The organism is Cellulosimicrobium sp. PMB13, from assembly GCF_051294865.1.
Classification (GTDB): domain Bacteria; phylum Actinomycetota; class Actinomycetes; order Actinomycetales; family Cellulomonadaceae; genus Cellulosimicrobium.
On sequence record NZ_CP145910.1, the window covers coordinates 211,658 to 235,674 of the forward strand.

A 24,017-nucleotide genomic window follows, 5' to 3' on the forward strand; every position below is an offset into this window, starting at 1 on the left:
CGGGGACCGCCCGGGCACGCGCCAACAGGCGGTCAGCCCTTGCCCCGCCCGCTCTCACCGCACGGCGTCCCGCGCTCCCAGAACACGTGGAGCAGGTCCCGGTCGGGCCTGAGGCCGATGCTGCCGTTGCGCGCCGCATAGTTGAGTCCCCCGTACGACACCGTGGCCGAGTGGGAGTACCACACGTCGCGCTGCCAGCCGGTGGCACACTGCGGCGCGACGCTGAACGGCTCGACGGTCAGCCGCAGCGGGCTGCCCTGCGTGTGGACGACGTACGTCCCGCCGGACCACGGCGCCTCGCCGAGCTCCACGGTGCGGACCTCGCGCGGCGCGAGGTCCCAGGACCCCTTGGCCTGGCCCGTGACCCGGAACGTCACCGGGACGTTCGAGCCCGAGTTGTCGAGCAGTGCCGACACCGCACGGTAGGAGTGCCCCCGGCTCTCGTCGTAGTACGCGTCCCCGAGGACGAGCTGCGCCGTCGGTTCCGCGACCGCGCAGTCGACGGCGTCGACGTGCACCGCGAGCGACTGCGTGAACGTGCGACCCAGGTGGGTGCGGGAGAGGTCGAAGGTCACCGTGCCGGGCTTCACCGACAAGGCGCCCGAGTCGACGTCGACGCTCGACGCCTGGCCGGGTGCCACGTCCCCGAGGTCATGCGTGCCCCACGGCGTCGTGGCGACGACGTGCACGGTCTCCGCCGAGTCGTTGTGCAGGCTCGCCGTGAGCCGGACCGTGTCCGCCTCGCACCGAGCGTTCACGGTCGCCGTCGCGGTCCAGTCCGGCTCGTACGCCGCGCGACCGTACCGCACGGTGAGGCCCTTGTCCTCGAAGCCCTTGCCGTGCACCCAGCGGTACTGGCGGAAGGAGACGTCGCCGGGCTTCACCTCGAGCGAGCGCGTGTCGATCGTGAACGTCGCGCTCTGCCCCGGGGCCAGCTTCTGCACGGGCGCCGAGTCCCCGAACCGGCCGCCCAGCATGCGCGCGTCGATCGTCTCGGGCGAGTCGTTGGTCAGCGTGCCGACGATCTTCACCGAGCCGTCCTGCCAGCGCGTCTCGACGGTCGCGGCCGTGGCCCAGGCGGGCACGTACGAGAACGCGTCGTACGACCGCGCGAGGTCGTGCGAGCCGCCGGTCGCGTCGGTCCGCTCCGCGCGGAAGGTCACCGACCCGGCCGGGAGGTCACGCAGCCGCGTCCCGAGCGTCAGCGTCGCGGTAGCGCCGGGCGCGACGTCGACGGGCTCGGTGCTGCCCAGCGCGCCCGCGTCCATGACGACCCGGAGCGTCGCGGCCCGGTGGTCGTTGCGGAACGTGCCCGTCAGCACGGCCGAGCCGGTCCCGGCGTCGACGACCCAGCCGGAGGTCACCGCGCCGTCGACGGACCAGCGGAAGCAGTCCACGGCGGGGATCGTGTGCGTCGCGATCACGGCGCCGTCGGCGAGCACCACGACGGTCGCGTCCTGCTGGCCCACGCCGCCCGGCAGCTCGACGTCCTGCGCCGCGCCGCCCTCGACCGTCACCGTCGCGTCGTCGCGACCCTGGACCGAGAACACGACGGGGACCGTCGATGCCGCGTTGTCGTACCGCAGCGACACCGGCGCGGACGACGTGTCCGTCGCCGGGTCGAACACGCACTCCCCCACGCTCGGCGCTGCGGCCGCCGACGGCGCGTACCGCGCCGCGTCGAACGTCGCCGCCACCTCACGCGTCCCCTCGGACCCGTCCAGCCGGGTCACCCGGAACGTCACCGCACCGGCTGCCACGTCGTGCGACCCCGTGTCGACCGAGAGCGACACCTCCGCGCCGGGCGCCACCTCCACCCGCTCCGTGACACCCAGCTCGCCCGCGTCCATCACCACGCTCAGCGGCGCCGCCGCGTGCCCGTTGCGGAATGTGCCGTCCACGACGACGGATCCCGACTCCGCCGACCAGCGCGACGAGGCAGTGCCCGTGACCGACCACACGAAGCAGTCCACGGCCGGGACCCCGCGGGCGACGGACCGTGCGCCGTCGGTCCGCACCGTGTAGGAGACCGCCGCGGCACCGGCGCGCGGCAGGTCGACGTCGAGCACCGTCCCGGCCGGGACGGTGCGCGTCAGGTCCGCGTGGTCGGCGACCGAGAACACCACGGGCAGCGTCGACGCGGAGTTGTCGTAGCGCAGCGTGACGGGCGCGGACGACGTGTCCGTCGCCGGGTCGAACACGCACCGGCCGACGCTCGGCTCGGACACGGTCGGCGCGATCCGCTGCTCGTCCAGGAGGATCGGCAGGAGGCTCTGGTACCCCTTCGCGTCGCCGTCCGCGTCCGCGTGCCAGCGGTACTGGCGCAGGACCGCGTTCCCGCGCGGGGTCTCGCGCAGGCCGGTCTCCAGCACCATGGCGCCGGCGCCACCCTCGGCAGGGAGCCTGGCCGCGTCCGAGTCGCCGACGGCATCCCACGTGCCGCCGGACGGGGCGAGCAGGCGCACGTCCATCGCGACGTCGGTGTCGTTGACGACGTCAGCCGTGTACCGGACCGTGCCGTCCACGTTCTGCGCCGTGACGCCGACGTCGGCCGCGGTGAGCCACGTCGGGTCCCAGCAGTCGAGGGCGTCGAAGGGCCCGGCGTCGAGCCGGTGGTCGAACGGCTGGCCGGCGATCGTGGTCGAGAGCACCACGGCGGCGGCCCCGGCGGGGAACCGCACGCCGTCGTCGACGCGCAGCTCGCGGGTCTCCCCGCGCGCCACCGTGGACGTCGCGCTCGACCCGGCCGCCTCCGCCGTCACCGTGAGGTCGTCGTACGCCGTCGTGTTCGTGTACTGCGCGTGGATCGACGCGCGCTCGGGATCGCCGGGCACGCCGCACTGCGGCACGACCGGCCGGGTCAGCCCGTCCTCGGCGCCGGCCCAGGCCTCGGCGACGTCGAGCACGACGGTCGTCGCGCCGTCGTGCGCGTCCACCGCGTCGCCGCTGACCGTCAGCGTGTGCCGCGCGCCGTCGGCGTCCTCGGCGTCGGCGAGCAGGTCGACGGCGAAGCGCGCCCGCTGCTTGGGCGCCAGCTCGGTCTCGGTGGAGCACGACACCTGGGAACGGTCGCCGGGCTCGCACACCCAACCGTCCGCGCGCTGCACGCCGTCGCCGTCCGTCACGAGGACCACACCGTCCGGGAGCGCGAACTCGACCGAGGGCTGGAGCGCCACCTTGTCGCCCGCGTTGCGCACCTCGAGCGCCATGTCCACGGTCCCGGGGTTCGTCAGCGCGAACGCCCGCCCCTCGGCGTACACGGGCGCGACGCGCACCTCGGCCCCGTAGTAGCCGACGGACGTCGGCCGGAACGCCTTGCGGACGGGCTCGATGCCCTTGGCCCGCGCGACGCCGTGGAAGAAGTACTCGCCGCCGGACTGCGCCGTCACCTGGACCACGAGGTCCTGGCTCGCACCGGGCGACAGCACGCCGACGGAGCACGTGACGACGCTCGTCCCGTCCTCCTGCGCGACGGCGGCGCCGCACGGCAGCGCCGCGGCCCGGAGCGCTGGCGCGACCGACGCGCCGCCCGGGACGAGCGCTGAGCTGCCGGTCGTGACGCCCTCCGGGAGGGTCACCTCGACGAGCACCTCCTCGGCCGCGCGGCCACCGGTGTTGGCCGCGATGACGGTGAGGTCGGCGGGCTGGCGTGCGGCGAGCGTGACCGTCCCGAGGGACAGCTCGAGCGCGGGCGGTGCGGGCGGCGGCGGTTCGGTCGGCCCCGGCGTGGGCTCCACCGGACCGGGCGCGGGGTCGACAGGCGGGGGCCCGGCGTCCACCGGGGTCGTGCCCGGGTCGACGGGCGAGGTGACCGGGGCGCCGGTGTCCGGTGCGGGATCGTCGACCACGGCGCCCTCGGCGGAGGTCGCGGGGTCCGTGGTCGGGATGTTCGCCGGCGACGTGGGGTCCGTCGACGGGTCCGTCGGCGCGGCGGACGGCTCGGTCGTCGCGGAGCCGGAGAGTTCCGGCGAGGCGCTGGGCGACGAGCTCGTCGCGGCGGTGGGCTCAGGTGTCGGGGTGTCGTCCGGTGTGAAGACGCCCAGAGCGCCCGCGACGCCGAGACCCGCCACGGCGAGCACCCCGACGCCCACGGCTGCGGCAGCGAGGGGTGCGGAGGCGACGAGCGCGGCGAGGCCGCCGGCCGCTGCGGCGGCCCCCGCACCGCCGGCTGCCGCGGTTCCCACCACCGCGGCACCCGTGGCCGCGACACCCCCCGCCGCGCCGCTGCCCGCGACCACGCTCCCGGCCGCCCCGGAACCTGCTGCCGCACCGCCCGCGCTGCCCGCGCTGCCGGCGCCGACCGCGCCGGCCCCACCGGTTCCCGCCACCCCGCCGGACGCCGCACCACCAGCCCCACCGGACGCCGCACCTCCGGAGCCCGCAGCACCTCCCGAGCCGGCCGCACCTCCGGAGCCTGCCCCGCCGGAGCCGGCCGCGCCGCCGGAGGCGCCCTGCCCGGCCCCGGCGCCTGCCAGTGCAGCGGCCGCGCCGCCCGCGACCGCGGCCCCGCCGGACACGGGCAGCGCCGTCCCGACGAGCCCCAGCGCCCCGATCCCGAGGACCAGGGGCGCGATGACCGCGCGCATCCCGTGCGAGACGTCGCCGAGCTCGAGCACGAGCCCACGGCACTCGCCGCAGCCGTCGAGGTGGCCCTCGACGCGCGCCGTCTCGCGCTTCGCGAGCCCGCCGCGCACGTACGAGCCCAGCAGCGGGTTGACGCCCTGGCACTCCTCGGCGGGGACCGACGTCAGGTGCTGCTGGAGGTAGGCCTGGCGCAGCCCTTCGCGCGCCCGGTAGGACAGGGCGGAGACACCGTTCGCGGTGAGCCCGAGGATCGGCGCGATCTCGGCGGGCGCGAGGTTCTCGACCTCCGTGTACCAGAGGACGGCGCGCCACCGCTCGGGAAGCTCGGCATAGGCCTTCGCGACGATGGAGCGCTCGAAGCCCTCGAGCGTGGGGTCCTCCGTCGAGGCCATGGGCCCGAACGCGGACTCGAAGGTGCGCTCGTCGTCCGTGGGCTCGGTGCGCCGGGCACCGTTGACGAGGTCGTAGGAGAGCCGCCGGACGACGGTGAAGAGGTACGCGCGGAACGTGACGTCCGGTCCGCCGCCGTTCTGCAGGACCGACAGCGTGCGGGCGAAGGCGTCGGAGACGACGTCGTCGGCGTCCATCGTCGAGCGCACGTACTGGCGAGCGACGGTGTGCGCCGCGGCGGCGTGCCGCTCGTACAGCGCACCGTAGGCGGCCGGATCTCCTCCGCGCACAGCGGTGATGAGCTCGGCGTCGCTCAACGCCTCGCTGGACACCTCTGTTCGCGCCTCAGTCATGCCACCGCCCCGGACATCGTCCTGCTGCAGCAAGACGTACGACGCGCCCTATGGTAGACGCCTGTCCAAGTTCCCGGGAGGGGGTCCAGGACATCCGTCTCGGGAAGGGGTGAACCGTCCCCGTTCGTCCCGTCTTTACCCGCTACCGGCGGTTCTTTTCACCCGCTGCAGCACCGTGCCGAAGATTCTCGTCGAACCCGCGTCATGAGGGCGGCTCCCGCGCGTCTCATGTACATGGACCACATCCAGGGGTACGCCGCGCCTGCCCCCGAGCAGCTGCGCGAGGCCTGGCGCGAGAGGAGCGCCGAGACGGTCTGGCTGCGCCCGGGCGACTGGTACCACCCCGCCGTCGACGCGCTGGCCGAGGCCGTCGTCGACCGGCAGGACGTCACCCCCGCCGCGGAGCGGCTGGGGCACGCTCGAGGCGAGGCCGGCGTCGGCATCGGCGAGGCGATCGACGACGTGGCGTGCCTGTACCGCTCGCACGACCGCGAGCCCGATCTCGAGCTCCTGCGCGCCGTCGCGGTCGGGTGGGCCGAGGGCTACGCCGCGACGCCGGTCTCCCCGGAGGTCCTCGACCCCGAGTCCGGGCTCGCGACGCCCCAGTACCTGACCCATCGCCTCCGCGAGACGTACGGCGCGGCACAGCGCTCGGGCGTGCCCGTCGGCGACACCCACGGGCTGCTCGTGGTGGACGTGGCCGTCGACGACCTGACGGGCTGGCAACGCTTCGCCCGGTCGGCCGCGATGGGTCGGGCGCTCACGCAGACCTTCGGCGACGGGCACCCGATGGCGTCGCTCGGCAACGGGCTCTTCGTCGTCCTGGGCGAGCGTCTGGTCGACGGCGAGGCCGTCCGGGTCGAGCTGCGCCGTCGTATCGAGCGCACCGGGCTCTCGCTCGGCGTCTCGGCGATCCTGCGCCGTCCGCCGCGCCTGTGGACCGAGCCGCTGCCGGGGACCCACGCCGCCGCCGTCGCGCTCCTCGACACGCTCCAACGCTGAGCAGTCCGCTCCAGGCCGGGCACGACGACGCCCCGGCCGAGCGGGCGAGCGCTCGTTCCGGGGCGTCAGGGGGCGGGGCGTCCCTGCGGTCCGGTGGGTTACCGGACCGCCTTCCGAGGAGCCCGCGCGTCAGCGCGGGGTGAACGTCAGGCAGTCCGCGCTGATCTCGCTCGACGGGCCCGCACCGACGCGGATGGACGGCGCCGAGCACTCGAGCGACTCGTTGTGGACGCACTCCGTGCGCTGGCACGCACCGACGTGCGCGAGGACCTTCTCCAGCCCGCCCTTGGTCCCGAGCGGGATGAAGGTCGCGCACTCCGCGTCGCCGACGTGGCCGGCGATCGTCACGGCGCCGGCGTGGCACCCGTGGTCGTGGTTGTACCCGCACCCGTCGATGGAACACTCGACGACCTGGGGCATCTCCATGAGGCTGCTCATCGTTGTCTCCTCGCTCCGAGGACCCGGGGGGCCGGGCTTCCGTTCTCCACGGTATTCCCGGAATTCCCTCGTGTATAGCAAGCAAGGCCTGGCTAACAATTGCCGCGCGCGCATTTCAATAGCGCACATCATTCTTTCGAAAATGCACCGCAGGCGGTCTCTCGGGACTGCGGCCCGTCCGCCTCGACAGGCTCAGCCCTCGTCGTGCGACCGGGCGGACGGCCGCCAGATGACGAGCGCACGCGCCTCGGCGTGCTCGGCGAACGTCTCGCGCAGCGCGTCGTCGACGCCGCGCCGGACGCTGCGACCGCGCGGGACCACGACGACGTCGCCGCTCGCCGCAGCGGCGAACACGCGACCGCCCGGCTCGACGCGCGCCGAGAGGGCCTCGAGCCGGCGCTCGAGCCGCTCGACCTGCGACTCCAGCGCCAGGATGCGCTGGATCCCGGCGAGGTTGATGCCCTCGTCGTGGCTGAGCCGCTGCACCTCGCGCAGCTTCGCGACGTCGCGCAGCGAGTAGCGGCGCCCGCGCCCTGCGGCGCGACGCGGCACGACGAGCCCGAGGCGGTCGTACTGGCGCAGCGTCTGCGGGTGCATGCCCGCGAGCGCCGCCGCCTGGGAGATGACGAGGACGGGCGCGTCCTCGGGGACGTCCTGGCTCACGACGCCACCTCCGTCACTGGGCCGCCTGGCGGGCGAGGTCCGCGCGCACGTCCTGCCCGTCCGTCTCGGCGGCGAACGCCTCGACCGCCTCGCGCGCGGCCTTCGACAGCTTCTGCGGGACGGCCACCTGGACCGTCACGAGGAGGTCGCCCGTGCCCTTGGCGGCCGTCACGCCGCGGCCCTTGACGCGCAGCGTCCGGCCCGACGGCGTGCCCGCGGGCACCTTGACCTTGACCGTGGACCCGTCGAGCGTCGGCACGGAGATCGTGGCGCCCAGCGCCGCCTCGGCGAACGTCACGGGGACGCTCACGCGCAGGTTGGTCCCGTCGAGCGCGAACACGGGGTGCGGCGTGACGTGGACCGTGACGACGAGGTCGCCGGCCGGACCGCCCCCGCTGCCCGGGCGACCCTTGCCGCGCAGCCGGATCTTCTGGCCGTCCCGCACGCCCGGAGGGATGCGCGTGGTCACCTGGCGGCCGTCGACGGTGAACGTGACGGTCGAGCCCTCGACCGCCTGGCGGAAGGGCAGGGTCGTGGCTGCGGCGACGTCGGCGCCGGCCTGCGGGCCGCCGAAGCCCTGGCCCGCGAACCGCTGACCACCGGCCCCGCCCCCGAACATCGACCCGAGGATGTCCTCGAACCCCGCGCCGCCCTGGCCACCGGTCGAGTAGCGCACGCGCGCCCCGCCCGGGGCGCCGCCGCCGAACATCCCGCCGAACAGGTCCTCGAAGCCCGCGCCGCCGGCGCCGCCCGGACCCGCGGAGAACCGCGCGCCGCCGCCCGCCATCGCCCGGATCGCGTCGTACTGCTCGCGCTCCTTCGGGTCGGACAGCACGGCGTAGGCCTCGCCGATCTCCTTGAACTTCGCCTCCGCCGCGTCGTCACCCGGGTTCTGGTCCGGGTGGTACTGGCGGGCGAGCTTGCGGTACGCCTTCTTGATCGCGGCGTCGTCGGCGTCCTTGGGGACGCCGAGCGCGGCGTAGAAGTCCTTCTCCATCCAGTCCTGGCCGGTCATGGCGCCTCCCTCCGGGTCGTGTCTCGTGTGCTCGTGGGTCTGTCCTCGCGGTGCTCGACCGGGGCGCTGCGGCGCTCCCGGTGGTGATCGTCCCGTGCCCGACGGCGGAGCGCACCTTCGCGCGGAAGGTGCGCCCGCGCCGTCGGGCACGGGGGTGGTGCTACTCCGGGCCGACGACGGAGACGCGCGCGGCGCGCACGACGCGCTCGCCGATCCGGTAGCCCGGCTCGATGACGAGGTTCACCGTGGACGCGGTGGCCTCGGGGTCGGTCTGGTGCATGAGCGCCTCGTGGACGTTCGGGTCGAACTCCTCGCCGACCGTCCCGTACCGCTGCACCCCGAACCGCTCGAGGCTCGCGTCGAGCTTGTCCGCGATCGCGGCGAACGGGCCCGTGAGCTCGCCGTGCTGGCGGGCGCGGTCCACGTCGTCGAGCACGGGCAGGAGCGCGGTCAGCACGTCCTCCACGCCCTTGGTGCGCGCGGCCTCCTGGTCGCGCAGCGCCCGGTTGCGGTAGTTCGTGAAGCTCGCGCGCTCGCGCTGGAGCGAGTCGAGGTGCTGCGCCGCCTCGGCCTTCGCCGCCAGGACGGCGGCGTCGACCTCGGCCTCGCCCGAGGGCTCGAAGTCGAGCCCGGCGAGCGGGTCGGTACCCGCCTCGTCGCCGGCCTCGGCCGGCGCACCGGCCGCAGGCTCGGCCGAGGGGCCCGCCCCGGCCGCGCTCTCGCGCGGCCGGGCGGTCTCCGGGTCGACCTTGCGCTTGTCGGTGAACTGGAACGGCTTCTCCTCGGGGCCCTGACCGGTCTCGCCGGCCTGCTCCTCGGGGCCCCGTGCGTCGTCCGACGTCACTTCTTGTCGTCCTCGTCGTCCACGATCTCGGCGTCGACGACGTCCTCGTCAGGCGCCGAGCCGGCACCCGCCGCGGCGGTCGCGTCGTCCTGCGCCGCCCCGGGGTTGCCTGCCGCCTGCTCCTGCTCGGCCGACGCGTACAGCGCCTGGCCGATCTTCTGCGAGGACGTGACGAGCTTCTCGTGCGCCGTCTTCACGGCGGCGGCGTCCTCGCCCTCGAGCGCGGACTTCACCGACGCGATGTCGGCCTCGACCTCGGTGACGACGTCGGCCGGGAGCTTCTCCTTGTTCTCGGAGACGAGCTTCTCGGTCGAGTACACGAACGCCTCGGCCTGGTTGCGGGTCTCCGCCTCCTCGCGACGCTTCTTGTCCTCGGCCGCGTGCTCCTCGGCCTCCTTGACCATGCGGTCGATGTCGTCCTTGGGCAGCGCCGAGCCGCCCGTGATGGTCATCTTCTGCTCCTTGCCGGTGCCGCGGTCCTTGGCGCCGACGTGGACGATGCCGTTCGCGTCGATGTCGAAGGTGACCTCGATCTGCGGCACGCCGCGCGGGGCCGGCGCGATGCCGGTGAGCTCGAACGTGCCGAGCGGCTTGTTGTCGCGCGCGAACTCGCGCTCGCCCTGGAAGACCTGGATGAGCACCGACGGCTGGTTGTCCTCGGCCGTCGAGAAGATCTCGCTGCGCTTGGTCGGGATGGCCGTGTTGCGCTCGATGAGCTTGGTCATCACGCCGCCCTTGGTCTCGATGCCGAGGGACAGCGGGGTCACGTCGATGAGCAGGACGTCCTTGCGGTCGCCCGAGATGACGCCGGCCTGCAGCGCGGCGCCGACGGCCACGACCTCGTCCGGGTTGACGCCCTTGTTGGGCTCCTTGCCGCCGGTGAGCTCGCGCACGACGTCGGTCACGGCCGGCATGCGGGTGGAGCCACCCACGAGAACGACGTGGTCGATGTCGGAGACCGAGACGCCCGCGTCGGAGATGACCTTGTGGAACGGGGCCTTGGTCCGGTCGAGCAGGTCCTGCGTCATCTGCTGGAACTGCGCGCGCGTGAGCTTCTCGTCCAGGTGGATCGGGCCGTTCTCGCTCATCGAGAGGTACTGCATCGAGACGTTGGTGCTCGTCGCGGACGACAGCTCCTTCTTCGCCTGCTCGGCGGCCTCGCGCAGACGCTGCAGGGCGATCTTGTCCTTGGACAGGTCGACGCCCGAGCTGTTCTTCACCTGCTTGATGAGGTGCTCGACGATGCGCTGGTCCCAGTCGTCGCCGCCGAGGCGGTTGTCGCCCGACGTCGCGCGGACCTGGATCGTGGAGAAGTCGTCCTCGTCCTTGCCGACCTCGAGGAGCGAGACGTCGAACGTGCCGCCGCCCAGGTCGAAGACGAGGATGAGCTCGTCCTCCTTGCCCTTCTCCAGGCCGTAGGCGAGCGCGGCCGCGGTGGGCTCGTTGACGATGCGGGTCACGTTGAGGCCCGCGATCTGACCGGCGTCCTTGGTCGCCTGGCGCTCGGCGTCGTTGAAGTACGCGGGGACCGTGACGACCGCGTCGGTGACGGGCTCGCCCAGGTACTCCTCGGCGTCGCGCTTGAGCTTGCCGAGGATGCGCGCGGAGATCTCCTGCGCGGTGTACTTCTTGTCGTCGATCTCGACGTCCCAGTCGGTGCCCATGTGGCGCTTGACCGAGCTGATGGTGCGGTCGACGTTCGTGACGGCCTGACGCTTGGCGACCTCGCCGACGAGGACCTCGCCGGTCTTGGAGAACGCGACGACCGACGGCGTCGTGCGCGAGCCCTCGGCGTTCGCGATGACGGTGGGCTCGCCGCCCTCCAGGACGGCGACGACCGAGTTGGTGGTTCCGAGGTCGATCCCGACTGCTCGTGCCATGTGTGCTGCCTCCGTTGTGCTGTGGTCGCCTCGGTCCCCGGCGCGCGACGGCGCTCGGCGGCCCGGGCGAGCCGGGTTGAGTCTGCTTCACTCAAGGTAGGCACCGGATGACTGCTCACGCAAGTTCGCGGCGCCAGACTTGAGTCCACCTGGCTCAACCTTGGTCGCGAGCCGTTCATTCCCGGCAGGGCTCGCCCCGTCGACGGGACGCGAGGGCCGGGCACGGCGACGTCCGCACCCCCCGCGCGCCCGACGGGCCGGGTTCCCCTAGCGGGCCGCTGCGCGCGACCGCGTGCGCTGGCGCTCACGGTGCAGCCCGTAGACCTCTCGCCAGTCCGTGGCGAGAGCCATGCCGCGGCGGCGGACCTCGTCGACCGACAGCTCCACGGGGAATCCCCACGTGTCCGCGAGCACGAACAGGTCCTCGCCGGTGACGGTCGCTCCCTGGAGCTTGTCGAGCTCTCGTAGCCCCCGGTGCACGGTGCGACGGAAGCGTGCCTCCTCGTCGTGGAGGACCGCACTCAGCTCCTCGCGCTGCTCGACCAGGCTCGCGTAGCTCTCGCCGTACGTCTCGGCCACGACGGCCACGAGGTCGTCGGCGAACCTCTCCTCCAGGCCGAGGTGGAGAGCGTGCACCACGGCCCGACGGACGAGCCGCCGCAGGACGTACCCGTGGGTCTTGTTGCTCGGGCGCACCCCGTCGGCGGCGAGGAACGTCGCGGCACGGACGTGGTCCGCGATCACGCGGAACGGACGCGGGTCCTCCGCGTACGTGCGACCGCTGAGCTCCTCGAGACGGTCGACGAGGGGGCGCAGGAGGCTCACGTCGAACACGTCGGGGGTCCCCGCGGCGGCCGCGGCGATGCGCTCGAGCCCGCCCCCGAAGTCGATGCTCGGCTCGTCGAGCGCGACGAAGCCCTCGCTGGTGCGGCGGTAGCGCATGAACACCTGGTTGCCGATCTCGACGAACCGTCCGCCCTCGCTCGCGGGGTGGGGCTCGCCGACCGACGGGTCGTGGTGCTCGGGCCCGAGGTCGTAGAACACCTCCGAGTCCGGTCCGCAGGGGTCGCCCACCGGCGTGCCCTCCAGGCCGCCGCCGCGGCTCCACCAGTTCTCCTCGGCGTCGTAGAGGAAGACCCGACCGCCGCGCATCCCCTCACGGTCGCCGTCCGCACGGGAGCCCACGTCCACGAGCGGTGCCGCGACGCCATGCTCGGTGAAGACCGTGACCCAGGCCCGAGCCGCCGCGTCGTCACGCGGGATCCCGTGCTCGGGCGACCCGCGGAAGCACGTCACGTACAGGCGCCCGAGGTCGACACCGACCGTCGTGAGGAACTCGGCGAACCACCGGACCTGCTGCTCCACGTCAGCGGTTCCCAGGCTCCAGTTCCCCAGCATCTCGAAGAAGGTCGTGTGCCGTCGGTCCCCGACCTCGTCGATGTCCTGCGCCCGCACGCACGGCTGCGAGTCGACCAGGAGCGGCCCGGCACCGTGCTCCCGCACGCCCAGCAGGTAGGGCATCAACGGCTGCATCCCCGCACCGGTGAACAACGTCGTCGGGTCCTCGCGCAGCACCAGGGGCGCTCGCTCGATCACGGCGTGCCCTCGCTCGACGAAGAACTCGAGGTAGGCCGAGCGGATCTCCTGGGCGTCCATCTCGTCGACCCTAGGGACCGCGCGGGCGGACCTCCAGGGCAATTCCCTGCGGTCGGCGACGCTCCTCACGACGCGAAGTCGGAGGGCCGGCTCGCTCAGATCAGCTCGACGCTGTCGGCCTGCGGCCCCCGGTCGCTCTGACGGATCTTGAACCGGACGCGGTCGCCCTCCTCCAGGACCTCGGCTCCCCGCACGACCGACACGTGCACGAACAGGTCCGCGCCCCCGGCGTCGGGCGTGATGAAGCCGAAACCGCGGTCCGCGTCGTAGCGCGCGACGACGCCCTCGCCTCCGCGCACCGGCGCACCGGATGCCGAGGGACGGCTCGGCCGACCGCGGTCCGTGGCCGCGCGCGCACTCCCGGAACCGCGCACGAGCTGCACGTTGCGGGCGTTCGGCCCCTTGTCGCCGGCGACGACGTCGTACGTGACGCGAGCGCCCTCGACGAGCTCGGTCAGGCCCCCGCCGAGCGCGCTGACGTGGACGAAGATGTCGTCGCCACCCCCGTCGGGAGCGACGAACCCGAAGCCCTTCGTGTCGTCGTACCACCGCACGGTGCCGTCCGCGCCGTCGGAGGGCACGGCCTGCCCCGCGGCCTGGGCCCCGAGCGGCAGCAGGTGGTCCGCCTGCGGACCCTTCTCCCCCTCGACGACGAGGAACGCCACCCGCTGACCCTCCGAGATCACGCCGCCCCCGACGATGGCCGAGCTGTGGACGAAGATCTCGCCGCGACCGTCGTCGGGCGTCACGAAGCCGTACCCCTTGGTCGGCTCGTACCAGGCGACGATGCCGAGCACGCCGAGGGCCGCGTCGGCCGGCCTGTCGCCCGTGACACGGACGCGGCGCGCCTGCGGGCCTCGGTCACCCTCGCCCACCTCGAACTCCACGACCTGCCCCTCGCGGAGCTGCTTCGGTCCGTCGTCGCCGACGATCTCGGACGCGTGGACGAACAGGTCCTCGGCCTCGTTCCCGAGGTCGATGAAGCCGAACCCTCGGTCGGCGTCGAACCATCGGACTGTTCCCTGGGGCACTGCGACTCCTTGTTTCGGCAGATGGTGCTGTCACCAGTGTCCCCGACGAACAGCGGAGGGATCAGCCGTCCCGGTCCCCGTCGACCGGACGAGCGACCTCCACGACCTGGAGCAGCTCCTCGAGCCCCGCGAAGTCGTCGGGACTCGTCGTGCAGAGCGGGAGGCCGTTGACCACCGCGACGGCGGCGATCATCAGGTCGGCCACGCGACGACGGGGCGTCCTGCCCGTACCGCGGACGGCTGCGCAGATCCGGCCGAAGGCGCGGGTTGCCTCGGCGTCGAACGGGATCGGGTCGAACTCGTGCTCCGCCCGCTGCAGGACGTCGGTGCGCCGCGCCCGCTCGGCCCGTGCGGCGGAGTCGTCCCCGGCCACCAGGTGGACCCCGGCCGCGAGCTCGGCGAGCGTCACAGCGCTGATCGCGACCTCCTCGGGCAGAACGCTCGCGTCGATGGACCGCCGGAGGATCACCCGGTGCCGACGACTGTCGTCGCCTCAAGCGGCGCGCAGGACCAGGAGGAACTGGCCGCCGCCCGGCTCGACCTGCGTCGTGACGGCGAGGTCCGGAGCCAGGCGCGACAACCGGTCCACGAGCCAGGCCGCGGCCTGGTCGGCGTCCGCGCGGCTCGGGCAGCGGGCCACGACCTCGCGACCGCCCTTGCGCCCGAGGCGCTCGACGGTCGGCACGATGGGCGCGGGGTCGACGACGAACAGGTCCGGCGACCACGGCACGACCGGCGCCACCGCTCCCTTGCGCGTGTTGCACGCGCGGTGGGCGAGCCGCTCGGTGCCCGCCGCGGGCTTCTTCGCCTTCTTCGACGCTGTAGCGCCGAGGTCGACGCTGGGCCCGAGGTCGGAGTTCACCGAGGCGTCGGGATCCACCGGCTCGTCGCACAGCCAGCAGCGCCACGCGTCCCGGTCTCCGACCGTGCTGAGGTTGCTCATACGCGCACCCTAGGCGACGACGAGCTCCGTCCCGCCGGGCGAGCGGTCGGCAAGCGCGACGCTGCGGATCGCCGGGTCGTCGTAGGTGTTCCAGTAGTAGGTCTGCGTCCGGGACGAGAAGAGCCCGGTGTAGATGGTCATCTCGAACTCGCCCGAGCCCATCGCGGCGCAGCCGTCCACCATCGCGACCTGCTGAAGCGTGTGGAACGCGCGGCTGACGTTCTCCTCCTCGCTCTCCTTGGTCGGGTAGTGGTCGTTGACGTACGCCGCACGGACGAACCTCGACGGCGAGTAGTAGTCGCCCGGGATGCCCCGCATGTGCGAGCCCGAGCCGAACGGCGCGAGCTGTGCCCTGCCGAGCTCGACCTCCTCGGGGAACTCCGGCGAGGTGTTGAGGTAGTTGCGCAGGTTCTCGTGGTGCCACGCGAACCCGGGCTGGTTCGCCAGGACGTCGACGTCGTCGTCGAACACGTGCATGCCGTCGGTCGTGTGCTCCACCACGATGGCACGTCTCGCGTCGCCGATGATCCAGTGGAGCAAGGAGCTCGGGTACTTGTCGTTGATCGGCCTGTCGACGATCACCACGTCCGCCAGCGCGGCCTCGACCTCGTCGACGCTCGCGAACTGCGAGCACACCCACAGCGGGAGCTCGAACGCGGCGACGTTGGTCGCGCCCTCCACCGGCCCGGGCGCGTAGACGGCGTATCCCGGGAAGTTGAGCCCGGCGACGGCGAGCCCCGCGTCGTTGCCGCAGTCGAAGTAGAGCGGCGTGCCGTCCTCCACGATGCCCATGCCGATGGTCGCGTGGCGGATGCCGGGGACCGCGCCGAACGGCGACCGGGGCGCGTACCCCGTGGGAGTCACGACGACCTGCTGCCCGTAGCCGCTCGTCCAGTCGAGGTTCCGTGCGAGATAGAGGTTGTCGTGGCCGTCCGAGAACCTGATGCCCGTGCACATGGCGTCCCCCTGTCGGTCGGCCCGGCGGGGCCGGGCGCCGCGCCGGTCCCTGTCCCAGGATGCATCCGGGAATGGTCTCGAGCACCTGGGACAGGATTCCGCAGGTCAGCGGCGACCGTAGTCGTCGTCGGTCACGTGCTCCAGCCACGTGACGACCTGGCCCTCGTCGTCGGCCTCCTGCATCGCGACGTGAGCCATGAACCGGTCCGCCGTCGCGCCGTGCCAGTGCTCCTCACCGGGCTCGACGTAGACGACGTCGCCGGGCCGGATCTCCTGGACCTCACCACCGCGGGTCGCGACATACCCGATCCCGTCGGTGACGTACAGCGTCTGCCCCCGGGGGTGGCGGTGCCAGGCCGTGCGAGCCCCCGGGGCGAACCGTACGTGGGCGGCGCCGACGGCGGACTGGTCGTCGGGGTCGCGGATGCCGTCGATGTACACGGTGCCGGTGAACCAGTCACCCGGCCCGGGGGCGGTCTTGCCGCCGCTCGTCGTGATCTTCATGCTGCTCGTCCTTTCGTCGTCGAGGGCGTCGGCCCTTGCTGGTCAGACGGTGAGGAGCACCTTGGTGGCGCGTCGCTCGTCCATGGCCCGGTACCCGTCGGCGGCCTGCTCGAGCGGGAGGGTCAGGTCGAAGACCTTGCCCGGGTCGATCTTGCGGTCCCAGATGAGCTGGATCAGCTCGGGCAGGAAGCGGCGGACCGGGGCGGGGCCGCCGAGGATCTGCACCTGGGAGAAGAACAGCAGCTCGCCGGGAAGCTGGACGTCGTGGGTGAAGCCGACGTTCCCGCCCGGGCGGGTCGCGCCGATCGCCTGGACCATCGACTCCTGCGTGCCGACCGCCTCGATCACCGAGTGGGCGCCGAGGCCCCCGGTGAGCTCCTTGATCCGTGCGACGCCCGCCTCGCCGCGCTCCTCCACGATGTCGGTCGCGCCGAAGTGGCGCGCGAGGTCCTGGCGGTCGGTGTGCCGGGACATCGCGATGATGCGCTCCGCGCCGAGCTGCTTCGCGGCGAGGACGCCCATGAGACCGACAGCGCCGTCGCCCACCACCGCGACCGTCTTCCCGGGGCCGGCCTGCGCGGCGACGGCGGCGAACCAGCCGGTCCCCAGGACGTCGGACGCGGCCAGCAGGTGCGGGACGAGGTCCGCGTCGGGCAGGCCCGGGGTGGCGACGAGCGTGCCGTCGGCGAAGGGGATGCGGGCCTTCTCCGCCTGGGTGCCGATCGCGCCGTCGACGAAGATGCGGTGCACGCAGCTGGACGGGAAGCCGGAGCGGCAGATCTCGCACGTACCGTCGGAGATGACGAACGAGCCGACGACGAAGTCACCGGGCCTGACCGTGGTGACCTCGGTGCCGACCTCCTCGACCACGCCGACGTGCTCGTGGCCCATCGCCGCGTGGTCCACCTGGTCCGCGCCGCGGTAGGGCCACAGGTCGGACCCGCAGATGCACGTCGCGGCCAGGCGGATGATCGCGTCGGTGGGGTCGACGATCGTCGGGTCCTCGCGGTCCTCGACCCGGACGTCGCCGGGACCGTGCATGATGACGCCACGCATGGGGGTTCTCCTTCTGTTCGGTGGACACCAGCGTGCGCCGGGTCTCGGCCTGGTGGGAGTTCCTGTGATGGGGTGTACCCGCAGTGCACCCCACGACAGGGACTCCCGCGAGCCCACCCGGCCCGGCCTACCCTCGAACCATGGACAACAGGGCGGACGTGCGGGAGTTCCTCGTGTCGCGGCGCGCGAAGGTCTCGCCCGAGGCGGCGGGCGTCGTCGCGGGTGCGAACCGGCGCGTCCCCGGCCTGCGGCGCAGCGAGGTCGCGAGCCTCGCCGGCGTGAGCGTGGAGTACTACGCCAAGCTGGAGCGCGGCGCGGTCGGCGGCGCCTCGGCCTCCGTGCTCGACGCCGTGGCGCGCGCTCTGCAGCTCGACGACACCGAGCGCGCGCACCTGTTCGACCTCGCGCGCGCCGCCGACGGCGTCCCGTCGTCGGGCAGGGCGCGCCGGCGTGCGACCCGGTCGTCGGCACCCCGGCCGAGCCTGCAGTGGGCGCTGGCCGCGATCACCGACGGCGTCGCGTTCGTGCGCGACCAGCGCCAGGACCTGCTGGCGACCAACGCGCTCGGCCGCGCCTTCTACTCCCCCGTGATCGGCGACGGCGGCCGTACGCCGAACCTCGCCCGGTTCCAGTTCCTCGACCCCGCAGCACGCGACTTCTACCCGGACTGGGACCTGTTCGCCGAGATGTGCGTCGCGATCATGCGCGCGGAGGCCGGGCGGGACCCGCACGACAAGGGTCTGCAGGACCTCGTCGGCGAGCTGTCGACGCGCAGCGAGACGTTCCGCCGCCTGTGGGGCGCGCACGACGTGCGCACCCACGGGTCCGGGACCAAGCGGTTCCACCACCCGGTGGTCGGCGAGCTCACGCTCGCGTACGAGGAGCTCGCGATCACCGCGGAGCCGGGCCAGGTGCTGCTGGTCTACACGGCCGAGCCGGGCTCGGCGTCGGCCGAACGCCTGCGCCTGCTGGCGTCCTGGGCGGCCGACACCGTCGACCCCGTCGGCTCCGGCCACGCCGTCCCGACGAACGACCGATGAGCGACCGACGGCCGCCGCAGGACCACACCCCCAACCCCTGACGACAGGACCGCACGATGCAGCTGCAGGACTTCCTCGACCACGTCGGGCGCGGAGACGTCATCGAGGGCGGCTCCGCGCAGCACGCGTTCCTCCACGAGACCGCGCAGGAGGCGCTGCGGATCACCGCCGAGCTGAACGGCGGCTACCGCACGCCGCAGGAGGTCCGCGACCTGATGTCCCGGCTGACCGGGCGGACCCTCGACGAGTCGGTGACGGTCTTCCCGCCGTTCCACTGCGAGTTCGGCAAGAACCTCGTCCTCGGGCGCGACGTGTTCCTCAACATGGGCTGCCGCTTCCAGGACGCCGGCGGCATCACCGTCGGGGAGGGCACGCTGATCGGCCACGGCACCACGGTGGTCACCCTCAACCACGCCGTCGACCCGGCCCGGCGCGCCGACATGATCCCGGCGCCCGTGATGATCGGGCGGAAGGTCTGGATCGGCGCGGCCGTGACGATCCTCCCCGGTGTGACGATCGGCGACGGCGCGATCGTCGGCGCCGGTGCGGTCGTCACCAAGGACGTGCCCGCCGACACGATCGTCGCGGGAGTCCCGGCCCGGCCCGTCCGCGCGACCGGCTTCGAGGCCAACGCCACCTGAGCGCCCACGGACGACCCGTCCAGCGAGCCGGTCCTCGACCAGGGGACCGATCCGGCCGACGGTGCCAGGATGGAAGGCATGGCTCGCCCGGTCGACGAGGTTCCTGCGTGGGGATTCCGGCGCGCCGACGGGCTGATGCCCGGGGTGGTCGCCTCCGTCGTCGGGTACGCCGCCCAGGGGATCGGCACCGGCCCGTCGATCCACCGCGGGCTGCCGTCACCCCACCTGACCTTCGTCGTGACCTTCGACGAGCCCGTGGTCACGGGGTGGTCCGTCGAGGAGGCGTCCGGGCCGTCGGCCACGCGCGTCGACGTCGTCGCGGCCGGGCTGCACACGCAGCCGGCGTACGTGTGGCAGCCGCCGACGCAGTCCGGGATCCAGATGGCCGTGCACCCGACGGCCGCGCGCGCCGTCTTCGGCGTCCCGGCCGCGGCGCTGAGCCACCGGACGTTCGAGGGCAGCGACGTGGCGGGTCCTGCTGTCAGTCACCTCCGCGACCGGCTGATCGAGACCCGCGACTGGCCCGAACGTTTCGCCCTGGTGCGCGGCTTCCTCCGGGACCAGGTGGAACGGGCCGACGACAGGCCACCGGCACGGGCCGACGTCGAGGAGGCCTGGCGGTGGCTCGTGCGACGCCGAGGCACGGGCCGGATCTCGGACCTCGCGGACCACGTGCTGCTCAGCCCTCGCCAGCTGCACGCCGTCTTCACCGCGGAGCTCGGCGTCGGGCCGAAGCGGTTCAACCGCCTCCTGCGCCTCCAGCGGGCGAAGCAGGTGATCGGGGGTCGCGTCGCGCAGGGCACGGCGGTCGGTCTCGCCGACGTCGCGGCCCGGTGCGGGTATGCCGACCAGGCCCACCTGACGCGCGACTTCGCGTCCCTGGTCGGGACCAGCCCCGCGCGCTGGCTGGCCGAGGAGCTCGGCACGCTCTCCGCCAAGGCGTACCGGGAGCCCCACGCCACCGAGACCGGTCCGCCGAAACCTTCAATCCCCCGCGGCGGCCCGCACGGCAGGGTCGTGCCATGAGCACAGACACGAGCACAGCAGACCAGGTCCCGGCCCCGCGCGTCTGGCCGACGCTCCGCGCCCGCGACGCGCACGCCCTGATTGACTTCCTCACGACGGTCCTCGGCTTCACCGTCACGGTGGTGGACGCCGACGGGGACGTCGTCGAGCACGCCCAGCTGGAGTGGCCCGAGGGCGGCGGGGTCATGCTCGGGAGCGACCGGCCCGGCACCCCGTGGACGCAGCAGCCGGGCACGGGCGGCGCCTACGTGGTGACCGACCGGGTCGACGAGATCCACGATCGCGCGGTCGCCGCGGGGGTCCGGATCATCCAGCCGCTCGGCAGTCCCGACTACGGCGGCCGCACCTTCGCGTGCGCCGACCCCGAGGGGAACCTGTGGTCCGTCGGCAGCTATCGCGGGGAGCCCTCGGGGCGGTAGCCGGCACCGCCCGGAACCCTCCCGACCCCACCCGCTGGCGGGTCAGGACTTCCGGATGCACGATGCGGAGCGCGCTGGGATGCTCCGAACATGTCGACACCGAAGCCAGCATCCGACACCATCGTCCAGCAGCAGCGAGCGCTGCTCGAGAGCCTGCCCTTCTCCGACACCCAGGACTTCGACGACGCGAGCCGCGGGTTCCTCGGCAAGCTCGAGCCCGGTGTCGTCACCCGTTCCGACGGCAGCCCCGCGTGGGACGGGGACACGTACGACTTCCTCACGGGCGACGCCCCCGACACCGTGAACCCGAGCCTCTGGCGACAGTCCACGCTCGTCGCCCAGCAGGGTCTCTACGAGGTGGTGGAGGGCATCTACCAGGTGCGCGGTCTTGACCTGTCGAACATCACGTTCGTCGAGGGCGAGACCGGCGTCGTCGTCATCGACCCGCTGATCTCGACGGAGACCGCAGCGGCCGCCCTCGGCCTGTACCGCGAGCACCGCGGCGACCGGCCCGTCTCGGGCGTGATCTACACGCACTCGCACGTCGACCACTTCGGCGGGGTCAAGGGCGTCGTCACGCAGGAGGACGTCGACTCCGGCCGCGTCCCGATCCTCGCGCCCGCGGGCTTCGTCGAGCACGCCGTCGCGGAGAACGTCTACGCGGGCACCGCGATGGCGCGCCGCGCCGGGTACATGTACGGCGCCGCGCTGGCCCGTGGGCCGCAGGGCCAGGTCGGTGCCGGGCTGGGCCAGACCACGTCGACCGGCACGGTGACGCTCGTCCCGCCGACGCTCGAGATCACGACGACGGGCCAGGAGGAGGTCGTCGACGGCGTCCGGATCGTCTTCCAGATGGCCCCGGACACCGAGGCTCCCTCGGAGATGCTGTTCTACTTCCCCGACCACAAGGCGCTGTGCGCCGCGGAGGACGCGACGCACAACCTGCACAACCTGCTGACGCTGCGCGGCGCCGTCGTGCGCGACCCCCACGTCTGGTCCCGCTACCTCACCGAGACGATCGACCTGTGGGGCGGCGACGTCGAGGTCGTGTTCGCGTCCCACCACTGGCCGACGTGGGGCAACGAGCGCGTGGTCGGGTTCCTCTCGCTGCAGCGCGACCTGTACGGGTACCTGCACGACCAGACGCTGCGCCTGCTCAACCAGGGCCTCAACGGGCCGGAGATCGCGGAGCAGATCACGCTCCCGCCCGCGCTCGAGAACGCGTGGAGCACGCGCGGCTACTACGGCTCGGTGAGCCACAACGTCAAGGCGATCTACCAGCGGTACATGGGCTGGTTCAACGGCAACCCGGCGACGCTGTGGGAGCACGTCCCGGTCGAGCGGGCGAAGCGCTACGTCGACTACATGGGCGGCGCGGACGCCGTCGTCGAGAAGGCGCGCGCGGCGTTCGACGCGGGCGACTTCCGGTGGGTCGCCGAGGTGGTCAACCACGTGGTCTTCGCCCAGCCCGACCACGCGGGCGCGCGCGAGCTGCTCGCCGACACGTACGAGCAGCTCGGGTACGGCTCGGAGAACGGGCCGTGGCGCAACTTCTACCTGTCCGGCGCGACCGAGCTGCGCGACGGCAGCTTCGGGACGCCGACCGTCACGAGCTCGCCCGACATGCTCGGTCAGCTCACGCCGTCGATGCTGTTCGACGCCATCGCGGTCCAGGTGGACGGCCCTCGCGCGTGGGACGAGAACCTCTCGATCGACGTCGTGCTCACCGACGCCGATGAGCGCTACCGCCTCCGGCTCGCCAACGGCGTCCTCACCTACAGCGCCGCGCCGCAGCAGGGCGACGCCGACCTCACGCTCACCACGACGAAGCGCCAGCTGCCCGTGATCGCCTTCGGCGGTCTGACGCCCGAGGGCCTCGCGCAGGCGGGCATCGAGCTCACCGGCGACGCGTCGGCCCTCACCCGGCTCGGGTCCGTCCTCGACCCGGGCGACACGGGTTTCGCGATCGTCACTCCCTGAGCCCCGGCCCGTCCCGCGGAGACGGCCGAACCCCGGGTTGCGCGCCCTTCACGTCGGTGAAGGACGCACAACCCGGGGTTCGGCGTCTCAGGGCTCGGTCGTCTTCTCCGACGCGGACTCGCGGATGCCGCGGCCCTGCTCGATGGCCTCCTGCCGCTTCGCCTCGCGCGTGTCGCTCGCCTTCGTGTCCTTCGGCGGAAGCTGGATGCTCTCCTCGGCGGCGATCCCGGCCTGCAGCTCCCGGCTCCGCTCGAGCTCCGCGTCGAGCTCCGCACCGAACAGCAGCGCCAGGTTCGTGATCCACAGCCACAGGAGGAACACGATGATGCCTGCGAGCGAGCCGTACGTCGCGCCGTAGTTCCCGAAGTTCCCCACGTAGAACCCGAAGCCGGCCGACGCGATCGCCCACACGAGCAGCGCCACGACCGCGCCGACGCTGATCCAGCGGAACTTCGGCTGCCGCACGTTCGGCGTCGCGTGGAAGAGGACGGCGAGGAGCACCACGACCAGCGCGACGACGACGGGCCACTTGAGGATGTTCCACACGGTGACCGCCGTCGAGCCGAGGCCGATCGCGTCCCCGACCGAGCGCGCGATGGGCCCGGTGAGCACGAGCGCCGCGATGACGAGCGCGGCGAGGACCACGGTGACCACGGTGACGAGCAGCATCACGGGGCGCAGCTTCCAGATCGGACGCCCCTCGTCGACCTCGTAGATGCGGTTCATCGCCCGGCCGAACGCGCCGACGTATCCCGACGCCGACCACAGCGCGAGCGCGACACCGACGATCAGAGCAACCCCCGCCCGCCCGCCGCCCCCGGCGGCGTTCTCCACGAGCGGCTCGATGGTGGTCAGGGTCTCCTCCGGGACGAGTCCTTCGAGGAAGCCCATCACCCGGTCGACCATGCGCTCCGCGTCGCCCAGGAGGCCGAGGAGCGAGACGAGCGCCAGCAGCGCGGGCGCCGCGGCCAGGACCGCGTAGTAGGTCAGCCCCGCGGCCAGGTCCAGGCACTGGTCACGGGAGAACTGGCTCACCGTGCTCTTCAGCGAGTACTTCCACGACGGCGCGTGCAGGTCGGTCGGGTCGTCGGGCTTGCGGCTGTCGTCCGGTGCGGGGACGTCCGTCTTCTGTCCCGCGCGGTCGCTGTCGGTCATGTCCAGCCTCTTCAGTCGCCGGTGCCGGACGGCACGTCGGATCGGGGGCCGCCGTCGTCGTCGAGCTCGCCACCGTCCGCAGGACGGCGCGGGTCGCCCGGGTCGACGTCGGTCGGGACGTCCGGGTCCTTCGGCAGGGCGTCGTTCGCGAGCGCCGGGAAGGCGCCCGCGGTGCCGATGTCGGGCTCGCCCTGCGGCTCGTCCCACTGCTGCTGCTCGTCGGCGCCGTGGCCGCCCGTCGGCTCGGTCTCGCTCATGACGGTCCCCTTCGTCGATGTGGTCGGCTCACGTCGCCGACGTCCTTCCCCGAACCTAGGTCGGTCCCCGGCACCCACAACTCGGGGCGTTCACCGGCGGGCCACCTGCGTCTGTCACCCTGTGCGCGTGCAGCACTCCGACGGACCACGCCTCGCCCGCCGCCTCGGCACCGCCGACGCCGT

The 24,017-nt window shown here is 73.1% G+C and carries 21 protein-coding genes; 6 read left to right on the forward strand and 15 right to left on the reverse strand.

The genetic code is table 11. From position 1 onward, the window contains the following. Window positions 1-32: 32 nt before the first annotated feature. Entirely contained in the window at window positions 33-5,327 is a 5,295-nt protein-coding gene (locus tag V5D56_RS01155; RefSeq protein ID WP_435737233.1) for a sigma-70 family RNA polymerase sigma factor, read from the reverse strand. A gap of 204 nt (window positions 5,328-5,531) precedes the next feature. Here V5D56_RS01155 and V5D56_RS01160 point away from each other — a divergent pair, with 204 nt between their 5' ends. Beyond that, window positions 5,532-6,329 (forward strand): hypothetical protein, encoded by a 798-nt coding sequence (locus V5D56_RS01160; protein ID WP_435737234.1) that lies wholly within the window; start codon window positions 5,532-5,534, stop codon window positions 6,327-6,329. Window positions 6,330-6,458: 129 nt separating this feature from the next. Here the strand turns inward: V5D56_RS01160 and V5D56_RS01165 are convergent, their stop codons facing one another. The 12 genes from V5D56_RS01165 to V5D56_RS01220 form a co-directional block, all read right to left on the reverse strand. Further along, window positions 6,459-6,767 carry a DUF1540 domain-containing protein gene (locus V5D56_RS01165; RefSeq protein WP_251149935.1) on the reverse strand — a complete coding sequence of 103 codons (309 nt, stop codon included), beginning with the start codon at window positions 6,765-6,767 and terminating at the stop codon, window positions 6,459-6,461. A 192-nt stretch (window positions 6,768-6,959) separates the two neighbouring features. Then, window positions 6,960-7,430, reverse strand: a complete 471-nt coding sequence (locus V5D56_RS01170; RefSeq protein WP_435737235.1) for a heat shock protein transcriptional repressor HspR — start codon at window positions 7,428-7,430, stop codon at window positions 6,960-6,962. 13 nt (window positions 7,431-7,443) lie between these two features. Next, a complete protein-coding gene (locus V5D56_RS01175; RefSeq protein WP_435737236.1) occupies window positions 7,444-8,445 on the reverse strand; it encodes a DnaJ C-terminal domain-containing protein in 1,002 nt (333 codons plus the stop codon). A 160-nt stretch (window positions 8,446-8,605) separates the two neighbouring features. Next, entirely contained in the window at window positions 8,606-9,289 is a 684-nt protein-coding gene (gene grpE, locus V5D56_RS01180; RefSeq protein ID WP_435737237.1) for a nucleotide exchange factor GrpE, read from the reverse strand. Next, window positions 9,286-11,169 carry a molecular chaperone DnaK gene (gene dnaK / locus V5D56_RS01185; protein ID WP_435737238.1) on the reverse strand — a complete coding sequence of 628 codons (1,884 nt, stop codon included), beginning with the start codon at window positions 11,167-11,169 and terminating at the stop codon, window positions 9,286-9,288. Before dnaK ends, grpE begins: the two co-directional genes overlap by 4 nt. A gap of 267 nt (window positions 11,170-11,436) precedes the next feature. Next, complete coding sequence (locus V5D56_RS01190; RefSeq protein ID WP_435737239.1) at window positions 11,437-12,825, reverse strand: alanine--tRNA ligase-related protein; 1,389 nt, start codon at window positions 12,823-12,825, stop codon at window positions 11,437-11,439. 95 nt (window positions 12,826-12,920) lie between these two features. Further along, window positions 12,921-13,856 (reverse strand): cold-shock protein, encoded by a 936-nt coding sequence (locus V5D56_RS01195; RefSeq protein ID WP_435737240.1) that lies wholly within the window; start codon window positions 13,854-13,856, stop codon window positions 12,921-12,923. Window positions 13,857-13,917: 61 nt separating this feature from the next. Next, window positions 13,918-14,325, reverse strand: coding sequence for a PIN domain-containing protein (locus tag V5D56_RS01200; RefSeq protein ID WP_435737241.1), 408 nt, complete (start codon window positions 14,323-14,325; stop codon window positions 13,918-13,920). A 24-nt stretch (window positions 14,326-14,349) separates the two neighbouring features. After that, window positions 14,350-14,799: a hypothetical protein gene (locus tag V5D56_RS01205; RefSeq protein ID WP_435737242.1), complete on the reverse strand. Its 450-nt coding sequence runs from the start codon at window positions 14,797-14,799 to the stop codon at window positions 14,350-14,352. Window positions 14,800-14,808: 9 nt separating this feature from the next. Next, window positions 14,809-15,756, reverse strand: coding sequence for a choloylglycine hydrolase (gene bsh, locus V5D56_RS01210; RefSeq protein WP_435737243.1), 948 nt, complete (start codon window positions 15,754-15,756; stop codon window positions 14,809-14,811). Between the two features lie 105 nt (window positions 15,757-15,861). Next, window positions 15,862-16,260, reverse strand: a complete 399-nt coding sequence (locus V5D56_RS01215; protein ID WP_435737244.1) for a (R)-mandelonitrile lyase — start codon at window positions 16,258-16,260, stop codon at window positions 15,862-15,864. Between the two features lie 42 nt (window positions 16,261-16,302). Further along, window positions 16,303-17,316 (reverse strand): zinc-dependent alcohol dehydrogenase family protein, encoded by a 1,014-nt coding sequence (locus V5D56_RS01220; RefSeq protein WP_435737245.1) that lies wholly within the window; start codon window positions 17,314-17,316, stop codon window positions 16,303-16,305. A gap of 140 nt (window positions 17,317-17,456) precedes the next feature. Here V5D56_RS01220 and V5D56_RS01225 point away from each other — a divergent pair, with 140 nt between their 5' ends. The 5 genes from V5D56_RS01225 to V5D56_RS01245 all read left to right on the forward strand — a co-directional run bounded on the left by V5D56_RS01225 (window position 17,457) and on the right by V5D56_RS01245 (window position 22,422). Further along, window positions 17,457-18,356 (forward strand): helix-turn-helix transcriptional regulator, encoded by a 900-nt coding sequence (locus tag V5D56_RS01225; RefSeq protein WP_435737246.1) that lies wholly within the window; start codon window positions 17,457-17,459, stop codon window positions 18,354-18,356. A 56-nt stretch (window positions 18,357-18,412) separates the two neighbouring features. Then, window positions 18,413-18,997, forward strand: coding sequence for a DapH/DapD/GlmU-related protein (locus tag V5D56_RS01230; RefSeq protein ID WP_435737247.1), 585 nt, complete (start codon window positions 18,413-18,415; stop codon window positions 18,995-18,997). Between the two features lie 78 nt (window positions 18,998-19,075). Next, on the forward strand, window positions 19,076-20,023 hold the full coding sequence (locus tag V5D56_RS01235) for a helix-turn-helix domain-containing protein (protein ID WP_435737248.1): 948 nt from the start codon (window positions 19,076-19,078) through the stop codon (window positions 20,021-20,023). Continuing rightward, window positions 20,020-20,442 (forward strand): VOC family protein, encoded by a 423-nt coding sequence (locus V5D56_RS01240; RefSeq protein WP_435737249.1) that lies wholly within the window; start codon window positions 20,020-20,022, stop codon window positions 20,440-20,442. Before V5D56_RS01235 ends, V5D56_RS01240 begins: the two co-directional genes overlap by 4 nt. 90 nt (window positions 20,443-20,532) lie before the next feature. After that, entirely contained in the window at window positions 20,533-22,422 is a 1,890-nt protein-coding gene (locus V5D56_RS01245) for an alkyl/aryl-sulfatase (RefSeq protein WP_435737250.1), read from the forward strand. 87 nt (window positions 22,423-22,509) lie between these two features. On the opposite strand, the gene V5D56_RS01250 is transcribed toward V5D56_RS01245, so the two are convergent. Together V5D56_RS01250 and V5D56_RS01255 are read right to left on the reverse strand one after the other, a co-directional pair. After that, window positions 22,510-23,577, reverse strand: a complete 1,068-nt coding sequence (locus V5D56_RS01250; protein WP_435737251.1) for a YihY/virulence factor BrkB family protein — start codon at window positions 23,575-23,577, stop codon at window positions 22,510-22,512. 11 nt (window positions 23,578-23,588) lie between these two features. Beyond that, window positions 23,589-23,834 (reverse strand): hypothetical protein, encoded by a 246-nt coding sequence (locus V5D56_RS01255; RefSeq protein ID WP_435737252.1) that lies wholly within the window; start codon window positions 23,832-23,834, stop codon window positions 23,589-23,591. Window positions 23,835-24,017 lie beyond the last annotated feature (183 nt).